At 61.3% G+C, this 19,913-nt stretch carries 20 protein-coding genes and 1 riboswitch; of the genes, 2 read left to right on the forward strand and 18 right to left on the reverse strand.

Annotated elements, in window-relative coordinates:
• Nucleotide 1: 1 nt before the first annotated feature.
• The 14 genes from ACZF99_RS20540 to ACZF99_RS20605 all read right to left on the reverse strand — a co-directional run bounded on the left by ACZF99_RS20540 (nt 2) and on the right by ACZF99_RS20605 (nt 13,161).
• Nucleotides 2-1,507 carry a glycosyltransferase family 4 protein gene (locus ACZF99_RS20540; RefSeq protein ID WP_483606813.1) on the reverse strand — a complete coding sequence of 502 codons (1,506 nt, stop codon included), beginning with the start codon at nt 1,505-1,507 and terminating at the stop codon, nt 2-4.
• Nucleotides 1,508-1,571: 64 nt separating this feature from the next.
• Nucleotides 1,572-2,321, reverse strand: a complete 750-nt coding sequence (locus ACZF99_RS20545) for a CgeB family protein (protein WP_483612858.1) — start codon at nt 2,319-2,321, stop codon at nt 1,572-1,574.
• A 407-nt stretch (nt 2,322-2,728) separates the two neighbouring features.
• Nucleotides 2,729-3,814 carry a CgeB family protein gene (locus ACZF99_RS20550; protein ID WP_483606814.1) on the reverse strand — a complete coding sequence of 362 codons (1,086 nt, stop codon included), beginning with the start codon at nt 3,812-3,814 and terminating at the stop codon, nt 2,729-2,731.
• A gap of 180 nt (nt 3,815-3,994) precedes the next feature.
• The gene (locus tag ACZF99_RS20555) at nt 3,995-4,381 is read right to left on the reverse strand and encodes a hypothetical protein (protein ID WP_483606815.1); all 387 of its coding nucleotides are present in this window, start codon (nt 4,379-4,381) and stop codon (nt 3,995-3,997) included.
• Nucleotides 4,345-4,689, reverse strand: coding sequence for a hypothetical protein (locus ACZF99_RS20560; protein ID WP_483606816.1), 345 nt, complete (start codon nt 4,687-4,689; stop codon nt 4,345-4,347). The genes ACZF99_RS20555 and ACZF99_RS20560 overlap by 37 nt, the downstream gene beginning before the upstream one ends.
• Nucleotides 4,686-5,045, reverse strand: a complete 360-nt coding sequence (locus ACZF99_RS20565; protein WP_483606817.1) for an alpha-helical endospore appendage domain-containing protein — start codon at nt 5,043-5,045, stop codon at nt 4,686-4,688. The genes ACZF99_RS20560 and ACZF99_RS20565 overlap by 4 nt, the downstream gene beginning before the upstream one ends.
• 25 nt (nt 5,046-5,070) lie before the next feature.
• The gene (locus ACZF99_RS20570) at nt 5,071-5,358 is read right to left on the reverse strand and encodes a nucleoside-diphosphate sugar epimerase (RefSeq protein WP_483606818.1); all 288 of its coding nucleotides are present in this window, start codon (nt 5,356-5,358) and stop codon (nt 5,071-5,073) included.
• A gap of 123 nt (nt 5,359-5,481) precedes the next feature.
• Nucleotides 5,482-6,807, reverse strand: coding sequence for a glycosyltransferase family 2 protein (locus ACZF99_RS20575; protein WP_483606819.1), 1,326 nt, complete (start codon nt 6,805-6,807; stop codon nt 5,482-5,484).
• Complete coding sequence (locus ACZF99_RS20580) at nt 6,791-8,074, reverse strand: GT-D fold domain-containing protein (protein ID WP_483606820.1); 1,284 nt, start codon at nt 8,072-8,074, stop codon at nt 6,791-6,793. Before ACZF99_RS20580 ends, ACZF99_RS20575 begins: the two co-directional genes overlap by 17 nt.
• Before the next feature lie 31 nt (nt 8,075-8,105).
• Nucleotides 8,106-8,837 (reverse strand): sugar phosphate nucleotidyltransferase, encoded by a 732-nt coding sequence (locus ACZF99_RS20585; RefSeq protein ID WP_483606821.1) that lies wholly within the window; start codon nt 8,835-8,837, stop codon nt 8,106-8,108.
• 38 nt (nt 8,838-8,875) lie between these two features.
• Nucleotides 8,876-9,622 (reverse strand): glycosyltransferase family 2 protein, encoded by a 747-nt coding sequence (locus ACZF99_RS20590; RefSeq protein WP_483606822.1) that lies wholly within the window; start codon nt 9,620-9,622, stop codon nt 8,876-8,878.
• A complete protein-coding gene (locus ACZF99_RS20595) occupies nt 9,619-10,743 on the reverse strand; it encodes a glycosyltransferase family 2 protein (protein ID WP_483606823.1) in 1,125 nt (374 codons plus the stop codon). Before ACZF99_RS20595 ends, ACZF99_RS20590 begins: the two co-directional genes overlap by 4 nt.
• A 13-nt stretch (nt 10,744-10,756) precedes the next feature.
• Nucleotides 10,757-11,584, reverse strand: a complete 828-nt coding sequence (locus ACZF99_RS20600; RefSeq protein ID WP_483606824.1) for a glycosyltransferase family 2 protein — start codon at nt 11,582-11,584, stop codon at nt 10,757-10,759.
• A gap of 404 nt (nt 11,585-11,988) precedes the next feature.
• Nucleotides 11,989-13,161 carry a glycosyltransferase family 4 protein gene (locus ACZF99_RS20605; protein WP_483606825.1) on the reverse strand — a complete coding sequence of 391 codons (1,173 nt, stop codon included), beginning with the start codon at nt 13,159-13,161 and terminating at the stop codon, nt 11,989-11,991.
• 232 nt (nt 13,162-13,393) lie between these two features.
• On the opposite strand from ACZF99_RS20605, the gene ACZF99_RS20610 reads away from it, so the two are divergent.
• Nucleotides 13,394-14,512: a YheC/YheD family endospore coat-associated protein gene (locus tag ACZF99_RS20610; protein ID WP_483606826.1), complete on the forward strand. Its 1,119-nt coding sequence runs from the start codon at nt 13,394-13,396 to the stop codon at nt 14,510-14,512.
• Nucleotides 14,513-14,605: 93 nt separating this feature from the next.
• Here ACZF99_RS20610 and ACZF99_RS20615 read toward each other — a convergent pair whose 3' ends face one another.
• From ACZF99_RS20615 to ACZF99_RS20625, 3 genes are read right to left on the reverse strand one after another with little or no spacing between them, the layout of a single operon-like run.
• Nucleotides 14,606-15,409 carry an energy-coupling factor transporter transmembrane component T family protein gene (locus tag ACZF99_RS20615; RefSeq protein ID WP_483606827.1) on the reverse strand — a complete coding sequence of 268 codons (804 nt, stop codon included), beginning with the start codon at nt 15,407-15,409 and terminating at the stop codon, nt 14,606-14,608.
• Complete coding sequence (locus tag ACZF99_RS20620) at nt 15,406-17,028, reverse strand: ABC transporter ATP-binding protein (RefSeq protein WP_483606828.1); 1,623 nt, start codon at nt 17,026-17,028, stop codon at nt 15,406-15,408. The genes ACZF99_RS20615 and ACZF99_RS20620 overlap by 4 nt, the downstream gene beginning before the upstream one ends.
• Nucleotides 17,028-17,633: an ECF transporter S component gene (locus tag ACZF99_RS20625; protein WP_483606829.1), complete on the reverse strand. Its 606-nt coding sequence runs from the start codon at nt 17,631-17,633 to the stop codon at nt 17,028-17,030. Before ACZF99_RS20625 ends, ACZF99_RS20620 begins: the two co-directional genes overlap by 1 nt.
• A gap of 111 nt (nt 17,634-17,744) precedes the next feature.
• Nucleotides 17,745-17,856: riboswitch (TPP riboswitch) on the reverse strand.
• A 187-nt stretch (nt 17,857-18,043) separates the two neighbouring features.
• On the opposite strand from ACZF99_RS20625, the gene asd reads away from it, so the two are divergent.
• A complete protein-coding gene (asd, locus tag ACZF99_RS20630) occupies nt 18,044-18,841 on the forward strand; it encodes an archaetidylserine decarboxylase (protein ID WP_483606830.1) in 798 nt (265 codons plus the stop codon).
• A gap of 41 nt (nt 18,842-18,882) precedes the next feature.
• Here asd and ACZF99_RS20635 read toward each other — a convergent pair whose 3' ends face one another.
• Nucleotides 18,883-19,812: a DUF4097 family beta strand repeat-containing protein gene (locus ACZF99_RS20635; RefSeq protein ID WP_483606831.1), complete on the reverse strand. Its 930-nt coding sequence runs from the start codon at nt 19,810-19,812 to the stop codon at nt 18,883-18,885.
• Nucleotides 19,813-19,913 lie beyond the last annotated feature (101 nt).

The following is a 19,913-nucleotide window of genomic DNA, read 5'->3' on the forward strand; positions in this document are numbered from 1 at the left end:
CTCATCTCCTTGCTGACATCTTGCGTTTACGCATGCGTTTCGTACGGGCGCCCGCCGTTCTCCGGACAGGCTTGCGGCGGCGCCGGGCCGGCTTGCGAACGCGACCCTTCCTGCTGCGGCGAGCGGTTAAGCTTCCTCTTGCACCGGGTCTTCTCCGGCGCAAGCGCTTGGTTCGCTTCGTTCGGGTTCTCCGGCGATGCCCGGAGGGGGAGGCGGGCGACGCCGGAGGCATTTCCCCGGTAGACATGGACTCCAGGGGGGCGACGCGGACATCCGTCCCGTCCGCGGGCCCATCCCCCGGTTCGGGCAGAGGGACGGCAAGACCCGAAAGCCCCTGCATGCGCTGAACCAACCCTTGAAGCCGCAAGTCGTAGGCAGCCGGGCCGAACACCGCTTCCGCTTGGGCCCGGTTTCTCCCTCCCACGCTGGCGGCCAGCTCCGAGGAGGCCAGCAGCTCCGCGCACTTCTCCGCAAGCCCGCCGCTATCCCGCGTCGATACCAGGTAATCCCCGCTGCCCACCGCCTCCAGAATTTCGCGCAGCCCGCCCGAGGCATATGCGACGACCGGTTTGCCGAATACCATCGCCTCCAGCGCGGTTAACCCAAACCCTTCGGGCAGGATCCCGGGAACGACAACGATATCCATCGCGCAAAAAGCGGATTCCACCCGTTCTTCAAAACTGGCGAAAACAAACCGGTGTTGATGCTCGGACGCCTGAACCGACCGCTTCAAATCCCGGTAATACTCATGGTGAATTTCCGCGCCGACGACGACGAACTTCGCCGCCGCGAACCGGTCCGCCAAGCTCAACGCCGCCGCGATGAAATGATCGGCCCCTTTCTCCGGAATCAGGTAGGAGGAGATGTACCCCACAAGCACTTCCGACGGTTTGACTTTCCATAGCGCTCGTTTATGCCGGCGTTGGGCCGGCCAGATGTCGGGGTGGATATCCTCGGGATTCCACGAAGGGTACAGCAGGGCGGTTTTGCCCGCGAACGGCGTTCCCAGGAAGGGGAGCAGCACGGAATCGGAAATCCCGATAATCAAGTCGCTGTATTTCCCGATCAGCTCCACCGCCTCCGCGGTGAATTCATTGGACGCGATCACCTCGGTAATCTGCCAAATGACGGGGATCCCCAGCTGTTTCGCGGCGATCGCCGGCGAAACGTTGACGCTGGTATTCACGAGCACGGCATCCGGCCGCTCCTCGTTCAGCAGCTCGATCGTGCGTTGCACCTGTTCGCTCCAGGCGACCTGGCGGAACTCGCCGGCCAAACCGGCGTGCGGAGAACACATGCCGTAAAGCAACCCGTTGTCGCACATGATCGTCCGGATCCCGTAACGTTTGGCCGATACCGATAAACTGCCTTGCCGGGGAACCACAATCGTACAGTCATAGTACACCGATAGCTTTCTGGCGTTGAACAACAATAGCTTCTCGGCACCGGTTACGTTTCTTGAATTGCACACATGCGAAAATAGCAGCAGCTTTTTCTTATCCGGCACGATTGCCCCTCCTTTGCTTGCATGGGTTCCGGGCTTTCCGGCCCCTGCCTCATTACCGCAGGTCTCACCCGAAAATCACAGTCAACAGCTGATCCAACCGATTCGCATACGTGTGATCCCGCAAGGTCCGATCCAGTGCGCGAAGCGCGATTTCCCGTCTCTCTTGTTCATGGGTCAGGTAAAAGCGGACTTTATCAACCAATTCCTCGGGCGAGGAGAACGTTTCAATCTCTTCCCCGGGGAGGTAAAACGACGCCAGATCGTCGCGCGCATCGACCAGTTGGAGCGTGGCGCAGGACGAGATTTCGAATGTCCGCGGATTGGGCGATGCCGCCGGAATCCCCGCATTGTTGTTGTTGACGTCCTCCTCGAACGGAGAACGGTGCAGATTCAGGACGATTTTCGAACCGCTGTAGACCTCGGCCGTCTCCAACGGTCCCATCCACTTGCCCAGCTCGATCCGGTCCGCATAAGCCGGGAACTCGGGCAGCCGATCCCACCAGATGCCATTGATCATTAATCCTTGTTCCATCAGTGCGGGAAGGACCGGTTGGAGATAGACCACCCGGTTCCAATAAGCCGAGCCGATAAAGCTAACATTGCGGCGATGAGGGGATGGGATCAAGGTTGGCCGATAGTGCGCCGGAAACGCCGCAAACGGCAGATAATGCACCTGGCTGCAGCCGGCGGCGCGATAAGGCTCGACGCAGTTCCGTTCAAGCGTAAACACATAATCGTAGTGAGCGCTCAGCGGAATGGTCATATCGGTGTAATACGGATCATCCGTAAACCAGACGGCCGTCGGAATGCCCATCGCCCGCACGGCTTCCACATGCTCCACAGGGAGCTCCAGCCCGTCGAGAGCGAGCAACAGATCGGGCTTATGCTGCGCCGCCAAATCCGGAATCGGATCGCCCGGCACGGCGGCGATCAGCTCGGCGGTTAAGGTGCGGAGCGTTGACGTTACGGCCTCGTCGAGCGGGGAATACGGAAAACCTTTCCCCGAACCGACATACAATACTTTCACATTGCGAACCGGGAATGCCGGGCGCGGTTGATTGACGATATAACTGGCTCTTCCCCGCAGATACCCTTCGGCGAAACCGTCGCGGAGCCCGTTGGCTCTTCCGTTCTCGGCCGGGCCCACCACGGTTTGAATCGGATTGCCCGCCGCTTCCTCTATAAACATAATGTCACTCCTTTATGAATGGGTTCTTGAAACTAGCTTTGCGCGACGACGTCCAGCAGGCGACTGACGCGATCCAAATAGGTATGGACGGCCGTTGTCGTCCACAGCGAACGCCAGGCGATCAGACGCCGCTCCTCCTCGTGTTCGAGATAGTAACGGATTTTGGCCTCCAGCTCCGCTACGTCCCGGAACGTTTCGATGTCGTAGCCCGGTTGGTAGTAGGCGGGTAAATCGCTGCGAATGTCCGTAATCTGGAAAGCGCCGCAGCCGGCGATTTCATAAGTTCGCGGATTGATCGATCCGCCCGGGGTGTCGCGCCCGTTCCGGTTGTCCTGGCCCGCTTGCGTCGGCCGATGGATGTTGAGCACGATTTTGGAGGCGTTGTAATAGCCGACCGTCTCCTCGACGGGAACCCAACCGGGGCGGATAAACCGCGACAACAGCTCGTAACGGGGCAGCCGGTCCCAGTGAAATCCGGCGATCAACACCCGTTTATCCTGCAGGAACGAACTTAAGTGGTCGAACAAGGCGACCCGGTTCCAAAAGGCGTTGCCGATGAAACACACGTCATAGCGGTATTCCGGCTTTGCCGGAACCGGTCGGAACTGGCGCGGATTGGCGGCCAGCGGAAGATGGTGAACGTTCCGAACTCCGAGCGAACGATAGAGCTGCACGCATTCGATTTCGTGCGTAAACACCACGTCGTAGCATAAAGCCAGCGCAATCGTATCGTCGGTAAAATAGGGGTCATCGACAAACCAGACGGCGGTTCGAATGCCCATCCTCCGAATTTGTTCCATTTGCTCGGCATGGTCGGGCGGAAAGACGTGCAGCGAATTCATCACCAGCACCAGATCGGGACGATGGCGATCCGCATCCTGCAGCATCATATCCGGAGAGGTGACGAAGCTCTCGCGCGTCAGCTCCGCGAGGGCCGCTTGAACGCCCTCGTCGATCGCATCGAACCCCTGGGGCACGTACAGCACCCGCAAATCCGCCTTATGCCGGGAAACCGGCGGAATTCGTTCGAGTACGGCCTGGCATCCGCCATACCGGATCCCTTCTGCGTATCCGGCCTGATAAGCTTCGCCGTACCGGTTTTCCTTGACGTTCTCCAAGGTTCTTCATCCTATCTTCGTGGATTTCTATCTTGCGTTTCCTGGGTCTTAATAAATATATGCTGAGGGGACACGTGCATCATGGACGACTACCCGCCCGCCTGAGAAATTGGCGAATGCCGCCCTTCGGCCGCCGGAACGCAAAAAAAACCGCTGCCGGATAACCGGCGGCGGTTTGCGTTAAATTTGATTCTTATAAGCTATTTTGTGCCCGTCCTCGTAACCTTGGGCGAATCCGCTGTTAAAGCCCTCTTGATAAGCCTCGTTATAGGCTTGATCGTAAACTGCCGCGTCTTCCGGCGTTGCCGGTGGGGCGGCTACGGGTTCCGGCACGGCAACCGGCTCGGGAATCGCTACCGCGGGCACCGGCAAAGCGGCGCGCCGCCGTCTCCATCTTCTTCTGCCGCGGCGAGAGCGCAGCTTATGCACCGCCTTGCGCCGCTTTCGGCGGGCATAGGCCGGCTTGCTCCCCCGGCGCAGGGACAGCTTCCGTTTTTTGCGGGGACGAATTTTTCTCAGCGCGCGCGGCTTCACACGGCGGGCGCGCCGGAGTTTGGTTTTTGCCATACTTCTTCCTCCTGTTCTCCTCGGGTAACGTCGTATGCGGCATAACAAGTGTCCATCATCCATGGCGGCGAAGGAGTTCCGTATTTGACGCGATGAAAAGTCAACCCGCAGACCGTGCGGGCCATCGCTTCCTGATATTTCGTCAACTTATCGATATTGCCGGCGATATGCCTGGCGGCGTCCGGGGACAACTCGGTCACGTCGGCGAGGCTGCCGAGAATTCGCGCCATCGCCTGCTGACTCTGGCTGATCGCATCGATCAACCGGAGTTTGGCCTCCTCCCCGGCTTGAAGGGGAAAGATCGTCATTTGCTCGAATCCTCCAGATCGAAATCGCCGCCGCCGAACAATCCGCCAAAACCACCATCCAGGCTATCGCTTCCCCCTTCTTCATCGCCTTCCGGAAGCACCGTTTTCAGGTTGCTGCACAGCCCGTTTTGCAGCTTGGTCAGGCCCTCGATCACCTCCACGAGCTGATCGTGAACATCCAGCGGGTCCCCCAGCTGTTTTTCGTGGTCTTCGAAACTGCTCTCCAGCACATGATTCAAAATCCAGTTGCGCACCTTCTCGGATTCGACGGCCTTGGCCTCCAGGATCATGGCGACGTTCCACTGGATCTTGGCGGCCGCGTCCAAGATGTTCAGATAGGCCTGTTCCCTGCTCATGGCATCATACCCCGCTTCTTCAACCTTACTCTTCCTCGCGGTCTTTCAATTGCTTCATGACAAGACCTAAGTTCTCGGCCATCGCCTCCTGCAAATCGGCAATGGCGTTTAAATAGGAAATCACGCTTTTGTTGATCCGGCCCGAATTCTCCAAAATCCCGGACGCCCCTTCAAACGCCGGTTCGGCGTCGGGAATCGCGTGCACGATCTGCGCCATGCGAACGGCAACCTGCCGTTCGGCATCGATCACCCGCGCCATCTGCTGATGAGAGTGGGCCATATGCACGATGATCTCCGAAATTTTCTGCTCCACTCTGACTCCTCCTCGCCTAAGGCCGGCCTTTCGCTGGGGAGCGGACACCGGCCCCTTAAGTGCCCTGCATTAACATATGCCGTTACGAATGAGCGCGTTCCTGAGGAATCGGCCCGTTCCAGCCTATAAATCTTCGCTAACCATACGCGGCGGGGGCAGAACGGGCAGCCCCTCGGGATAAGCGGCGATCACGTCTTCCGGAACGGCTGTGTCCGAAAGGGCCAGCCCCCACGCGCGCAGCGCGTATTCGGAGGCGACCTCCCGCCGATGCCCCCGGTCGATTTGATACGGCCGGCCGCCACAGACGACGACGGTGCCGTCCGGCAAGCCCTGCTTGGGCGGCATGCCGCCGCTTGGCCAAGCCAACTGTTCTTGCGAACGGGCCGGCCCGGCCGGCAGTTGGAGCAGATCGAGTACGGACAGCCGTACCGGCTCCGGCAACGTGCCCGGAGCGCCGGCCGGGTGCACCGGATGCCGAACGCCATGCTCCAGCCAGTGCATGTTCCCGTTCACGTCCCGAACCCGCACATGGGTCGGGAAGAAATCCGCCGCCTGCAGCGTCCGCTCCCCGCGCCACACCGGCACCCGGGCATACAACTCGTGCAGGTCCCCCCATTTTTCGTTAAAAAAATGGTGGTTCCGGTCATTCACTTCCTGGAAACCCTGGGAACCCAACCCTTTCATCGTCATGCTTCCATAATGGTGAACGAAGGTGTCCCCGGCGATCACCATCTTCTTGCCCTGCAACCGCAAGCGGGCGACCCAGTCATCATCCTCGAAATTGCCGATCTCGTACCCCTCGTCAAAATATCCGACTTGCTCCAGCGTCGTACGCGGAAAAGCGACGCAAAAACCAACCAACCGATCGGTTTCGCGCCACTTCCCGGGATCGGGACGGTTGTGCATGGCGGCGAAAGCCGGCATATCCGCAACATCTACATAAGGGACGTCGATTTGCTGTTCGCCGCTGATGTAATTCGTGACGGGGCCTGCCGCGGCCGCCCCCGGAACCTGCCGGAGGCAAGCCAGCAGTTGATCCAGCCAGCCCTCCGTGACCAGCACGTCGTTATTCAGCAGAACGATCGTATTTCCTTTGGCCATCATTAAACCGGTATTCACCGCGCGGGCAAAACCCAGATTCTGCGGATACACCGCCAATCTCACCCGCCCCTGCCTCCGCCGGACCGCGGCGGCCGTACCGTCGGTCGATCCGTTGTCGACGACGATGATTTCATGCGGAGAAGACGTATATCGATCTATGTGATCCAAGCACTGCAGCAGCAGATCTACGCGATCGTAAGTCGGAATAATGATGCTCGTAAAGTCCTGGCCCCAGCCAAACGTCCGGAGGCCTTCGCGGACCCCGTACGCATAGCCGGCAGCATATCCCTGTTCATACGTTCCCGAAGCGCGCTTCGCTTGCGTGTTCCCCTCAATGTCCGTTTGCACCGGTGTGCACCTCCCCGAGCTGCGGCAATGCCGCTTCGCCTTGTATCAATTTATCGGCCAGATGTCCCATATCCAGCGCCACCTTGCCCAGTTCCCCGGACAGCCGCACGCAGATCATCACGGCAGCCACGCCGGCCGCAACCAGGGCCAGGTCAAAATCCGGAATTTCCCGAGCGCGCATGGCGATCGCCGCCACATCGGCTACGCCTTGAACCGGGGCAATCCACCCGGCAATATTGAAGCCGCGCTGCCCGAGAAATCCCGCCAGCGCCTCCGCCTGATTTCCGATCAACAAGAGGCGCCGTCCTTGCAGCAGCCGGGTCAAATAGCCGCCGGCATTCAATTCGTAATTCACGGTCGACGTAGTCAGGCGCAGAGTGCGGTAATCGACCCCATAATGGCGCAGCACGGGGAACAACAGCCCTTGATAGGACGGATGCCGGGATTCCGGTACCCCGATGATATCGGCGGCTCGCACGGCGGCCGCCAAAGCCTCGCGGGTCGCCGGGTCCGGCAGATGCACTCCCGCATAGGGCAAAAACGCTCCCCAGCGGAGCGCTTCCTCGGTGGAGATCACCGTGCCGTGCGCTAGGGTGAGCAGTTCCCCGTCGCCGAGGCGGACGATGGACAGCGGCCGGCCTTCCCGCAGCGCCGCGTCAACGGCGGCGAATACGGCGGCCGGCGTGAGCAGCGGGTGGAGCCGCCGGGCAACGGCGGGGAAACCCGCGGCAATGACATCGTCCACCCGCAGCTCGGGCAGCAGCATATGGCGGGGAATCAAGCGGCCCAACTTGGCTTCCCCGCCTTCAAACAAGCCTTCGCGGTAGCCGTCTTCGAAGGCGGCGGCGCGGACCCGCTCCGCTTCCGCCTCGGACCAGACGGTCCCGGCATCGCCAACCGGGGCCGATTCGGGCGCCGGCGGCGCGGCAGGCAGCAACGGCGGCGGCGGTAACGCGCCCGGGTTGGGCGCAGCGGCCGCCGCGGACCCTTCCGGGCCGCCGCCAAAGCTGCCCGCGCCGCCCGTAACGTCCGCGCCCCGCCGGGCTCGCCGCCACGCGGCCGGGCCGTTGCCGCGGCGCCCGCGCCCCGCCGCCGGTCGGCCGCCGGACCGGCGGCGAAGCTCGACCTTGCGGGCGGCGGTACGGGCAACGCGGCTGGCCTTGCCCCGTCCGCCGGACCGGCGGACCGCCGCGGCCGCGGCAGCTTTGCCCCCGCCTCGCCGGCGGCGGGTCCTGCGGCGGCTGGCTGGATTGTCGCGTAAAGCCATCCCCGTGCCTCCTTTCCGGATTCGCTGTCGCTTAGGGCAATACGCCTTTCATATGAACTCCGGCTTCCTGCAGCGATTCCAACGTGCCGGCGTCCCCCCACCACAGCTGGAGTACGTCGAATTCCAGCTTGCCGTCCCGCGCGTAGCGGTTGTTTACGTCCGTAATCTCCAACTCGCCCCGGGCGGAACGGTCGATGCTGCGGATGATGTCGAATACGGCATCATCGTACATGTAAATGCCGGTTACCGAATAGTTTGATTTCGGTTTTTTCGGCTTTTCTTCGATATACGCGATATGGCCCGGATCGTCCGGAGTGAACACCGGCACGCCGTAGCGCCGCGGATCGTCCACCGGCTTCAGCATCACTCGGGCACATCCCGCCGGCTGCTGCTTGAATTTCTCCACGTATGGCGTCAAATCGTCCAAAAACAGGTTGTCGCCAAGGAGCACGACGAATTTGCCGCCGGGCGGAATAAACCCGTCGGCCAGTTCCAGGGCTTCGGCAATCCCGCCGGGCGACTCCTGCACGCGATACGTCAGGTTCACGCCGAAGTTCTCCCCGCTGCCGAGGAAGTCGGCGTACAGGCCTGCCGATTGCTTGCTGATGACGATGAGAATGTCGGTGATTCCGGCTTGACGCAGCCGTTCTATGCCGTAACAGACCATCGGATAATTCCCGACCGGAAGCAGATGCTTGTTGATCAATCGGGTCAGCGGGTATAGACGCGTGCCGCTGCCCCCCGCCAAAATCACGCCTTTCATGAACGCTCCTCCCCTGCACCAAAGTTTTGATTTTCTTATCAAATGAATTGCCAAGGATCAACTCCCCATTTTTCGATAAACCGCAGACGGTTCCGTTCCAGAAGTTCGTTCCACCCCTCCGGATGCTGGGCCTTAAAGCTGGCGCTGCCTTCGTGGTACACCAGCGTATCGCCGCAAACGAGCAGACGGTAGCCTAGCTGCCGCGCGCGATAGCAGTAATCGTCGTCCTCATAATGGCCGGGTGAAAACCGTTCGTCAAAAAGCCCCACGCGGCCCAACACTTCCCGCTTGAACAGCAGGCACATGCCGACAAGCCGCTGGACTTCCTGCCATTTGGCCGGATCGGAACGGTTGTGGCGATCCGCCGCCTGGGCGAAGTCCTCGCCTTCCGCCCAATCGATCGCCACCTGCTGCCGTCCGCTGGCATAATTGGTCACCGGACCGACGAGGCCGACATCGGCCGCGCTATACAGCGCCGGCAGCAGGTTAGAGAGCCAGCGCGGGGAGACGGTGACATCGTTGTTAAGGATGAGCAGCTGATCGCCCGAAGCGACGGACAATCCCCGATTCACCGCGATCGGAAACCCTTCATTCCGCGGCAGCGCCGCCAGGATAAGCCGTTCCCTCAGACAATACGATGCGGTGTCGTCCTGGGAGCCGTTATCCACCACGATGATTTCGTATGGGGGATCCGTATGGCGGCGGATTGCTGCAACGCAGGAGGCCAGCAAGTGCACCCCGTTATAGGTTGGAATGATGATGCTCGTTAACCCGCCTCCACTCATCGTGCATTCCTCGCTTTCGCCAATTCGCTGCGGCCTAGCGTCGCGAACCGCAGGCGAACGCCCTCCGTTTTCATCACTTCGCCCAGCGCCTCCATGTGATCCCCGACAATCATCCGCGCGACCGCATTGCCCGCTCCGCTGTTGCCGCTGCGAATGCGGTTTTTGCGGATCACGTCGACGGACACGGGGGCGCACGCTTTTAAGCCGCGGGCCAGCGCCAGTGCCTGCGCCTTCGGAGGAACGATCAGCGCGGCCGTCCCCACCGTTCTTAAGGCGCGGCGGGACAGGGCGTTCGGCACCGCTGTCAGCGAATTCGCCCGCAAGTCCGGGCGGCCCAGCGCCAAGTTCAGGAACGCCTTGCAGCGCGTCACCTCATCCTGCTGCGAAAATGGCGGCAGATACGGCGACAAATCGTTCAACGCCAAATCCTCCCCCCGGTCAACGGCCATCAGGAAGACGGCCAAATCCTCTGCCGCAACGCACAGATCTCCGTCCGTGAACAGCAGAATGTCCCCGGAGGCTGTTGCCGCCCCGATCGCCCGACCGACGTCATGACCCAACCGTTCGGGAAAACTAAGCCGCAAAACTCGCGGATCCCGGTCCACGGCGGTAAAGCTGCCGTCGCTGCAGCCGTTCAGAACCACGATGATTTCCCGCAGGGGCAGCTTGCGGAGCTCCGCCACGACCGCAGGCAGCGTCTTCTCCTCGTTGCTGGCCGTCACGATCGCCGAAGCGCTGCCGTTCAGAGGCAGCGGGATCCACGGCTCACTCAATCCGGCGGCGTCGGCATAACCTCGGCGGTAGGCCAAGGCGGCCGTAAGGACGGCGGCATAAGGCAGATTGTCGATCCCCTCCGCTTGCGCCCATTCCCGAAAACGGGCCTGCATATGGGGCGAATCGGCCGCCTCTGCCCCCCGCTCCACCACCGCCCGGGCGCCGGCAGCCCGCGCCTTCAATTTAAGCCGCTGGAGCGGGCCGGAGACGGAGCTTTTCCTGGCGGACGGCCGAGCCAATCGGCCGCCTCTGCGGGCCGGGCCGTTCTTCGTCCGGCTTGCTCCGCTGCGCGGGCGGGCCAGAGCTCCGCTTTTCCTTTTCCGGCGCTGCTTTATCGTTTGCTTCATTGCCATCAATGTTTCACCTCACCTTGTCGCGCTGCCGGCCCAGATCGCCGTACCCGCCGCGCGGCCCCTGCTGGCGGAGCAGCCAATGGATGGCCTCCAAATGATCCCCCGCCACGAGAGCGGTCAGCGGATCGGCGCGTTTCCCTTTGTCCCGCATCCTTCCCCGGGCCGGGTTCAGCTTGCCGACAGGAACGGTATGGACCGCCCGCACGTTTAGCCCGAGCAGCACCGCTCTGGCCAAAGCCAGCGGCGGAACCTCCAGGGCGTCCAGCCCGACGGTTTCGGCCGCTTTCCGGCTCATTGCGTGCGGGACTGCCGTCAGGGAAGCGCCCCGCAGGTCGGGGCGCTGCAATAAACCGTTCAGAACATGTTTGGCCAGAACGACCGGATGGACCTCCTTTCGGCCCGCCGGACCCGAATAGCCGTTCAGCGCAACGTCGACGCCGGAAAGCACCGCCTTGACGTAGGGGCGCAGTTCCCGAGCCGGAATGACCATGTCGGCGTCGACGAACAGCAGCGCTTGGCCGCGGGCGGCTTCCGCCCCTACGCGTCTGCCGACATCATGCCCCAGCGGCTCCGGTGTATGGATCACACGGGCGCCGATGGCTTCCGCCAGCTCGGCCGTCCCGTCGGTCGACCCATTGGCGACGACGATCGTCTCGCTGCGGGGATGCACCCGGCCCGCTTCGCGCAATACGCCGGCCAGCGTCGCCCTTTCATTCATCGCCGGGATGATGATGGATACCATGGGATCGGGATGATTGACCAAACGCGGCAGCATCGGCTTGCGTTGAAGCGGTTTGCGGTTCAACCGGATGCGCGGCTTGCGTTTTTTGACCACATCGATTTCCTCCCAAAACGTGATAATACCGGAGCATATACCACAGTGTATGTCATGCCGGGGGGGTGGTAACGGCAAACGTACAGCTGTCCACTCGAATGCGGCAAGGGCCCCCGGCCCTGCCGTGAAAAATGCCTGACGGCGTCCTCGACCGGCGGTCTAACTTCTGCCTTGTGTGCGTGCCTTGATGTCCTTCATGCCGCCTTTGCACGATTATCCCTTTCTTTCAGGGGGCTAGGGCCCGGAGTGAGGCAAGCTCTTTCTCCAATTCTCGGCAATCTGATCAAAGGGGATAATCCTGCAAAGCGTCCGGCCAGCGGATATTGATCCTCCCTCGTAAATTCCAGTAAAAAAAACGCCTTCCGGCGTTTCAATAGGTTGAATTTACGGCCTGCCGGCCGGTTTCAGTTTTTGACGCTGCGATGGCCTGCGGTTTGTGCTCTCCCAGCGCGTACGATGTCCACCCAACGGTCAACGGCATGTTCCCAGCGGTAATGGCTCCGAACCGTCTCCCGGCCGGCATGGCCTAAGACCTGGCGAAGCTCCTCATCCCGGAGCAGCAGGACGATTCGGTCCGCCAGGCTCGCTTCCTGCCCCCATGCGAGCAGGCCGTCCGCGGCGAATTCGGCCATCGCAGGCGGCGAGTCGCTTGCGTCAAGGATCGGTACGCCCGCAGCCATCGCTTCGATGCGCATGAACATCATCTCCGCTTCATCACCAGCCAAGAGGACCAGGCAGTCCGCCAAGAGGTACCCGTCCGCCATATGACCGACCGGGGCGGCCGGCAGGCGGGCGATCCGGACCGGATCATAAGCGGCGAGCGCCTGAATTCCCCGCCGGTCAGCCGATTCGCGCAGCGAACCGGGGAAGTCGGCGGCCAGGAACACCAGCAGCGCCTCCGGTACTCGGTTCAATACATCGGAGATCGCCGCGACGATTCGCCCCTCTTCGCCAGGCGGCGGCAAACAGCCGGCCAGTAGGACGATTTTGCGGTCAGCCCATCCCAACTCCGCCAACCGTCGCCTACGCTGCCGTTCCCCGTCCGGCGTCCAGCGCAGAGCCCGATCCTCCAGGCTGGCTCCCGGCGGATTCACCCAAACCGGGGTATGCAGGGAAGGAAAACGCGCAAGCAGTTCGGCCCTGGCGCGTTCGCTGCCGACGATGAGGCCGTCCACACTTTCCAGGATCTGCGTCGTGCACGCTTTGGAATGACAGGAAGGAGAGAAGACCGGGGCGCTAGGCAGGGTCAACAGGACGCGAGCAAGCGGGAGCCGACCCTTGAGCTGGCAGGCCAGCAGCGGCCTTCCGTGAACGTCCACCGTATCCGGCCGCCACTTGCGCAAATGTCGCAGCAGCGACTCCAGATAAAGCCGGCCCCCCGGCAGCCGATAAAAGGGAACGCTGCCGATCCAGCCTTGTGACGGCAGATGTCCGTCAGCGATGCCGAAGATGCGAATGTTCAGCCGTTCCGCCACGTGAGGGATCATCCGCTCAAGCACTCTCTCCGCCGGGCGGTGTTTTCCCGAAGACGCCGCTAGAGCGCCGGGTGCGATGACCGCGACTTTTTCCCGATCCATGTGATGTCTCCCTCCTTACCGTTTTGCTTGATTTCGTTATCCTAAATATACGAAACCCGCCCGGCAAATGTGACAGCTTCCCGGAAGAAGAGCCTATTTTGCCACAAGTCGCGTGGGTGCCGTCTCCCCGGTGATCGCCCGAAAACAGGCGGCTGTCGCAGCACAGTCGTCCACTCTTTTTGCCCGGGACAACATACATTGGAGGAAGAAGCACGGGAAGGAGGAAACCCACTTGAGTCAGGACACTGTCGGAATCTTGCTCAACTCCAGCATGTACCGGGGGATCCCCACGCGAAGAACCGGCCAAGAGTGGATTGCAGGTTATGAGGAAACCGCGCGAGAATACGGATTGACCCCCGTTTTCCTGCGTCTGGCGGGCATCGATCCGGTTGGAGACAGCTGCGTCGCGTACGTATATAACGGCATTGAGTATGTGGAACAACGGCTGCCTTTGCCGTCGGTGATCCACAACCGTGCCCTCTATCCGAGGCTGGCGGCCCAGAACAAACTCCAATCCCTGAACGCCCGGGGCATCGCGATCTTCAACGCCAACAATCGTTACGGGAAGGACTTCGTTCATCGCCTGCTTTGGAGCACACCCCATCTAAAGGCGTATCTTCCCGCCGCGATGCCGCTGACCTCCGGGAGTCTGCGGAGGATGATGTCCCGCCATCCCGACCTTATTTTAAAGCCGATCCGCGGCTCCGTCGGCCACGGCGTCATGCGATTGCGGCATGCGCCGGCGTTCGGGTGGGAACTGACCTATGCTTCGCCCCTGGGCAAATGGAACACGGTGCGGCTGAACCGGGGAGAACTGCCATCATGGATGCGGCGCATGTTCCGGCGTACGCCTTATCTGGTGCAGGAGCGCATTCCGCTGGCGGAGTACGAAGGACGTCCCATCGATCTGCGGATCACCGTGCAGCGCGGGGGTGGGGGCGAATGGGGGGTAACGGGACGTTTTGCGAAGATCGCCGCCGCAGGCAGCTTCGTCTGCAACATCGCAAAGGGCGGCGAAGCCTGGCCGGCCGAAGAACTGCTGTCCAAGGCGCTCCCGGAGCGGGTCGTCCCATCGGCGCTGGCACACGTAGAAAATCTGGCTTTGGCGATCTCCCGTTATCTGGGCGCACGGCTGCCGCACCTCGCCGACCTGGGGCTGGATATCGGCCTGACCGCCAGCGGACGTCCTTACTTTATCGAATGCAACGGACGCGACCAGCGTTACGGCTTCCGCAAGGCTGGATTGCCCGAGGTCTGGAAAGATACCTACCGTCAACCTATGGCTTACGCCGGCTTTTTGCTTGGGCGGCAGCCGCGCATATCATTCGATCCTGCCAGCCAAGCGACATAATGAGGTGCGATTTGTTAAAAAAGGGGCTTATTCCTTGGTGCCGGTGCGATGGTCCCGGACGGAATAATGCCCCTTCGATTTATGAACCGACGGTTAATGATAACGTACGTCGGCGATGCCAAACGGCGGATACGAAAGCGCTAGCGCATAAGCCGCGGCGGCGGCCAACGCCAGGAGCAGCAGCACCAGCGCATCGTACCGCGAATAGGCGGTGCGGTAATAATACGTGCGGGACCGGTTGCCGTCAAACGCCTTGGCTTCCATGGCGACGGCGACGCGGTGTGCCCGGCGGATGCTCTGGGACAGCAGCGGCACGGCGTACAGCTTGGCTTGAGCGACGAGGCCGGGCAGCCCGCGCGGCCGGCGAACGCCGCGGATGAGCAGCGCATTGCGGCGGACGAGCAGCTCCTCCCAGACCATGGGGAGCAGCCGGACCGAGGCCATGAAGCTGTAGGCATATTTCGGCGGCAGCTTCGCCTGCTGCATCAGCGCGTAAAACAAGGCGACCGAAGGCGTGGTCAACACGAACAGCAGCCCCTCGGCAGCAAAGGCCACCGCCTTGAACCCGATATGAATCCCCCGGAAGAAGCTTTCCTCGGAGATGCGGAACAATCCCCACTCCCACCAGACCAACGTGCCCTTGCCAAAGAGGATCATCGTCGCCGCCGAGGAGGCGAAGATCAGCGCAAAAGGGAGGACAAGCAAGGCGATTTTCCACGGTTCGTATCCACTGAACAGGAACAGAAGCACCGTAAACAGGACAGCTTGATAGAAAATAAAGTCCAGCCGATGCGTAAACAACGTCAGCAGAAACAGCAATATCACGAAAGCCAGCTTGGCGGCCGGATTCGCCCGGTGCAGCCAGGTCTGCCGCTTCGGCGTCAAGAACTTCCTCATTTCGTCATCACCGCCTCCAGACCGGGACGCTCTGGCCGTTCCGTCTCTGCGGAGGATTCCGCTGCCGGCCCGGACGACCCAAGCGATCCGCACGGTTTATCTCGGCTCGCCGCGAAGTTCGCCGCCCGCCGGGTCGCCCGCTGCGACGCCAGCCGCCCGTCCCGAATCTCCCAATGTTGGGTGGCGACCCGCTCGGCAATCCGTTCCTCGTGCGTGACCATGACGATCGCGGTCCCGCGGCGGCGCAGCGCTTCGCAGAGCTGCAGGATCGCGAACGTGTTCGCCGCGTCCTGGCCGAAGGTCGGCTCGTCGAGCAGCAGCAGCCGCTGCTCGCGCACCGCCGCCGCGGCCACGCTGAGGCGCCGCTTCTGCCCCAGCGACAGCTGGTAGGGATGACGCGCCTCCAGGCCGGCCAGGCCAAACCGCTTCAAATAATCCGCCACCCGTCCGCTCAGCACCTCGGCGTCAAGTCCGTCCTCCCGCAACGAGAAGGCGACCTCGTCCGCCACCCGATCGGCGACGAACTGAAACTCGGGATTCTGGAATACGAAGCCGATTTCGCGCGCGGTCCGCTCCATTTGCCGTCTGCGGGCGCGGCGGGACAACTTCTCCGTCTCCATCCGGTTTCCGTGCAGCACGTACGCGCCCTCCGTCGGCAGCAGGCCGATCAGGCTGAGCAGCAGCGAGCTTTTTCCCGCCCCGTTCGGCCCCGTGACGGCGATCCAATCGCCGGGATACACTGCGGCCTGCCCGACTTCGATCACCGGACGCCCTTGCCGGAGTCCGTGAAATTCCTTCAGCTCCACCAGGGCCGGTCCGCCCGGCGTCCGGACGTTCTCCGCCGGCTCCAGCAAGCGGCAGCCTGCATCTGTGGCAAAGTACTCCTCCCAGACGCCGGGGTACCAAATGCCGAACTCGGCAAGCTCGGAACGGTACGCATCAAACACGGCCTCCGGCGCGCCTTCGCCCAGCACCCGTCCGTCCGGTCCGAATAGCACGACGCGGTCAACCAGGCCAAGCGCCGTGAGTTCCTCGATCCGGTGCTCGACAATGATCAAGGTGCGGTCCTCGGCTACCTTGGCGATCGCTTGCCAGATTTGCTCGCGGCCCTGCGGGTCCAACAGAGCCGAAGGCTCGTCAAGCAGCAGCACCTCCGGATCGCCGAGCAGCACCGAAGCGAGCGCCAAGCGCTGCTTCATCCCCTGGGACAGCGAATCGATCGGTACGTGGAGCGAAGGCAGGTCGAGCCCCACTTTAACCAAGGCGTCCTCCATTCGCGCGGACATCTCCGGCTGCGGTACGCTCAAGTTCTCCAGGGCAAAGGCCAGCTCCTCGTCAACGTAAGGCATGCAGAATTGCGTGTCGGGATCCTGGAACAAGAACCTCCACGATGACGGGAGCCGTTGTGCGGACGCGCGCATCGGAATTTCCACCAGGTCCGGGATGATGCCGGACAGCACCTGCAGCAGCGTCGATTTGCCGCAACCGCTGGGGCCCAGCAGCAGGACGTGTTCCCCGCGCCGAACGGAGAAATTCAAATCCTTGAACACGAATTCGGCTTCGCCGGGGAACTTCAGCCGGAGTTCCCGTACCTCTGCCGCCGTATCTGTTATTCGCATCAGTCGTTCAGCGCCGCGTAGTCTTTTGGATCCACCGGACGCAGCAGCGTAGTGACCCCCGTCGCTTCCACGGCTTTCACCACGGCGTAGGCGAAGTAACCGCAGATCAGCGCGGAACTGACGGCCCGCATCGCATATTTGGCGGTCAAGAGCCAAGGCTCGTAATCCTGTACGTACCCGTAGAAGAAATCCGGAATCACCGAGCCGGCAGCGGCCCCGATTCCGGCCAGAGCGGCAACGGAGCCGGAAAATTTCCGGTACCGGAACGCGGCGAACACCAATTCCGCCCCTAAACCTTGCAGCACGCTGTAAAGTACGAGCTGAACCCCCCATTCGCTGCCGAACAGAATTTCCACATGGGCTGCCGCCACCTCGGCAATCAGCGCCACCCCCGGCTTGCGGATCAGCAGGAACACAAGCGTTGCGGCCAGAAACCACATCCCGTACACCAGCTCATCCGCCTGGAAGAACAGGGGGGAGAACAAATTGTACACTGAGCTCCAGAAGTGATACACCACGCCAAGCACCAACGAGACCAGCACCGTCACCAGCAGATCGCTCAGCTTCAAGCCGCGGCCGATTCTTTTTTGGACAACCTCCGACATCTTCATCTCTCCTTTTAATCCCTAAATTTGAATTTCATCGCATCGCAAAAAAACCGCCTGAATAAGCTCAGACGGCGGTCAGGTCACGAGGGCGCACGAAAAAACGCAAAATATCCCGGACGATCGATTCTCTACGCTGGCATTATCCAGATCAGATTAACGGTCCGCGGCGCCGTATGCCGCTATCTCAGCCTGATTCGCTCAAGCCCCCGTATCCCTATGCGATTGTTAATTGTTATTAACATACACCAACCTTGCCCCGGCATCAAGTCTAAATTTATACAAATTCGTAAACCGGGGTTACAAGTTGCCGTATTGATTTCAGCCCTATTCTGTGTCAAGATAAGCGGAAGTGGCAACGAATTCATCAAACCAACGCAGCACTAACGGACAGACTAGGAGGATGCGATTTGGCCGCGAAATGGATGAAATGGTTGACGGAACTCTCCTCCCGGAAATGGTTGTCCCGGATGATGGGCAAGTTCTCCCATTCGGGCTTGAGCCGGGCGATAATTCCTTTCTTCGCCAAATCCTACGGGATTCCGCTGCATGAAGCGGAGAAGGAGCTTCGGGAATACCGGACGCTAAACGAGTTCTTTACCCGAAAATTGAAGCCGGGCATGCGCCCGCTGCACGCGGAGCCGGGAACGATGATCAGTCCGGTGGATGCGCTGATCACGTTTATGGGCGAAGTCCGATCCGGCACGATCCTGAACGTCAAAGGACAGGACTACGCTCTGGAAGAACTGCTGTCACGCTCGCCGCGTGTGGAAACGTACAAACACGGTTACGCCTTTGTACTTTATCTTAGTCCTACCGATTATCACCGGATTCATGCGCCCGTGGCCGGCAAGAAGCTGGAAAGCGAGCATATTAAAGGCCGGGTCTACCCGGTCAACGATTTCGGCATGCGTCATATGAAGAAGGTGTTGTGCCGGAACGAACGCCTGATTACTTATATTTCCCACGCTTACGGGGAGATCGCCCTCGTCAAGGTGGGAGCGATGAACGTCAGCAGTATCCAATACACCGACCCTTCGGCCAAAAGCTGGGAGCAGGGGGACGACCTGGCTTACTTCGAATTCGGCTCGACCGTCGTCCTGCTGACGCAAAGCGGCACCTTCATCCCTTTGCCCGGACTCGAACCCGGACGGAAGGTACGGATGGGCGAAGCGCTGGGCCGCTTCATCCCTGCGGACAAAAGCTGAATTCGCTTGTTCCGCTCCGCCGGCTTACGCGGGCCCTTCCCCTATTGTACCGTAATATTGCCGATGGAAGTCCCCAGCTCGACCAGCGGCCCCCCGCCGCCCCGCTTGCTGCTTCCTTCCGGCGCCCCGTTGATTTGCCCGAGGTCGCTTGACGTTTCCAGGTTGCAGGCCAGCGACGGATCCAGCTCCGCCGTCACGCTGCCTACGTCGGTTTTCGCCTGCAGCCGGCTGCCCGTGTCCATCCCGAGAATGTCCAAATTCAAGCTGCCGGTTGCCGTACGGATCGAGGATTCACCCGCCAATCGGGCATTCTCGACCCGGATCGAACCCACGTCCCCCTTGAGCCGATACGTTCCCGTCAACCCGCTCGCCGCGATTTCGCCGACATTGTTCGTGACTTCGAACTCCTCGATCCCGGCAGGGACCTCCACGATATAGTCGATGCGGAATTCGGTAAAATGCAGTTCCTTTTGGGCCCAATCCCACAGATTCCGATCCGGTTCGCCCTTGGCGTGCACGCGCACCTGCACCGCGTTGCCGTGAACGATAACGGAAACCTCGCTCTGTTCGAACAACTGATCCAGTTTTGCCTTGCGTGCCGGGAGGTCTGCGGCCTGGATAGTCGCCTTTACCGCGACCTGATCGGACGCGCCTTCTTTCAGCTCGAGACGGCCTACGGCGTTATCCAACTGCAGCTTGCCGGCGGTGCCGATTTCCCCGGTTGCCGAAAGTTCGTGCGAGCGTCCCGTAAACGTCAGATCGTCCTTCCACTCGCCGGCCGCCAACGCTACCGATTGCTGAACGGATGCCGCGGTATCGCTGACCGATTGACGAACCGAGTCGACGGCGTTTCCCTTCGTCTCCCCCCATTGCTGCCCCAGCGATGGGTTCTCCGCCGGGCCGCAGCCGGCGGCCAAAGCCAGCAGCACGGCCGAAGCCGCCAGCCATGCGATTTTGGATGTAGGTTTCATTTGAATATTCGTCCTCCTTATATGTTCACCTACCCTGATTATACAAGGGGGGCCGGGACCCGCCACTGGCGCGAGACCGGTTCGCTCCCTGGACTTTGGTC

The sequence above is a fragment of the Paenibacillus sp. JL3B1040 genome (genome assembly GCF_057063165.1).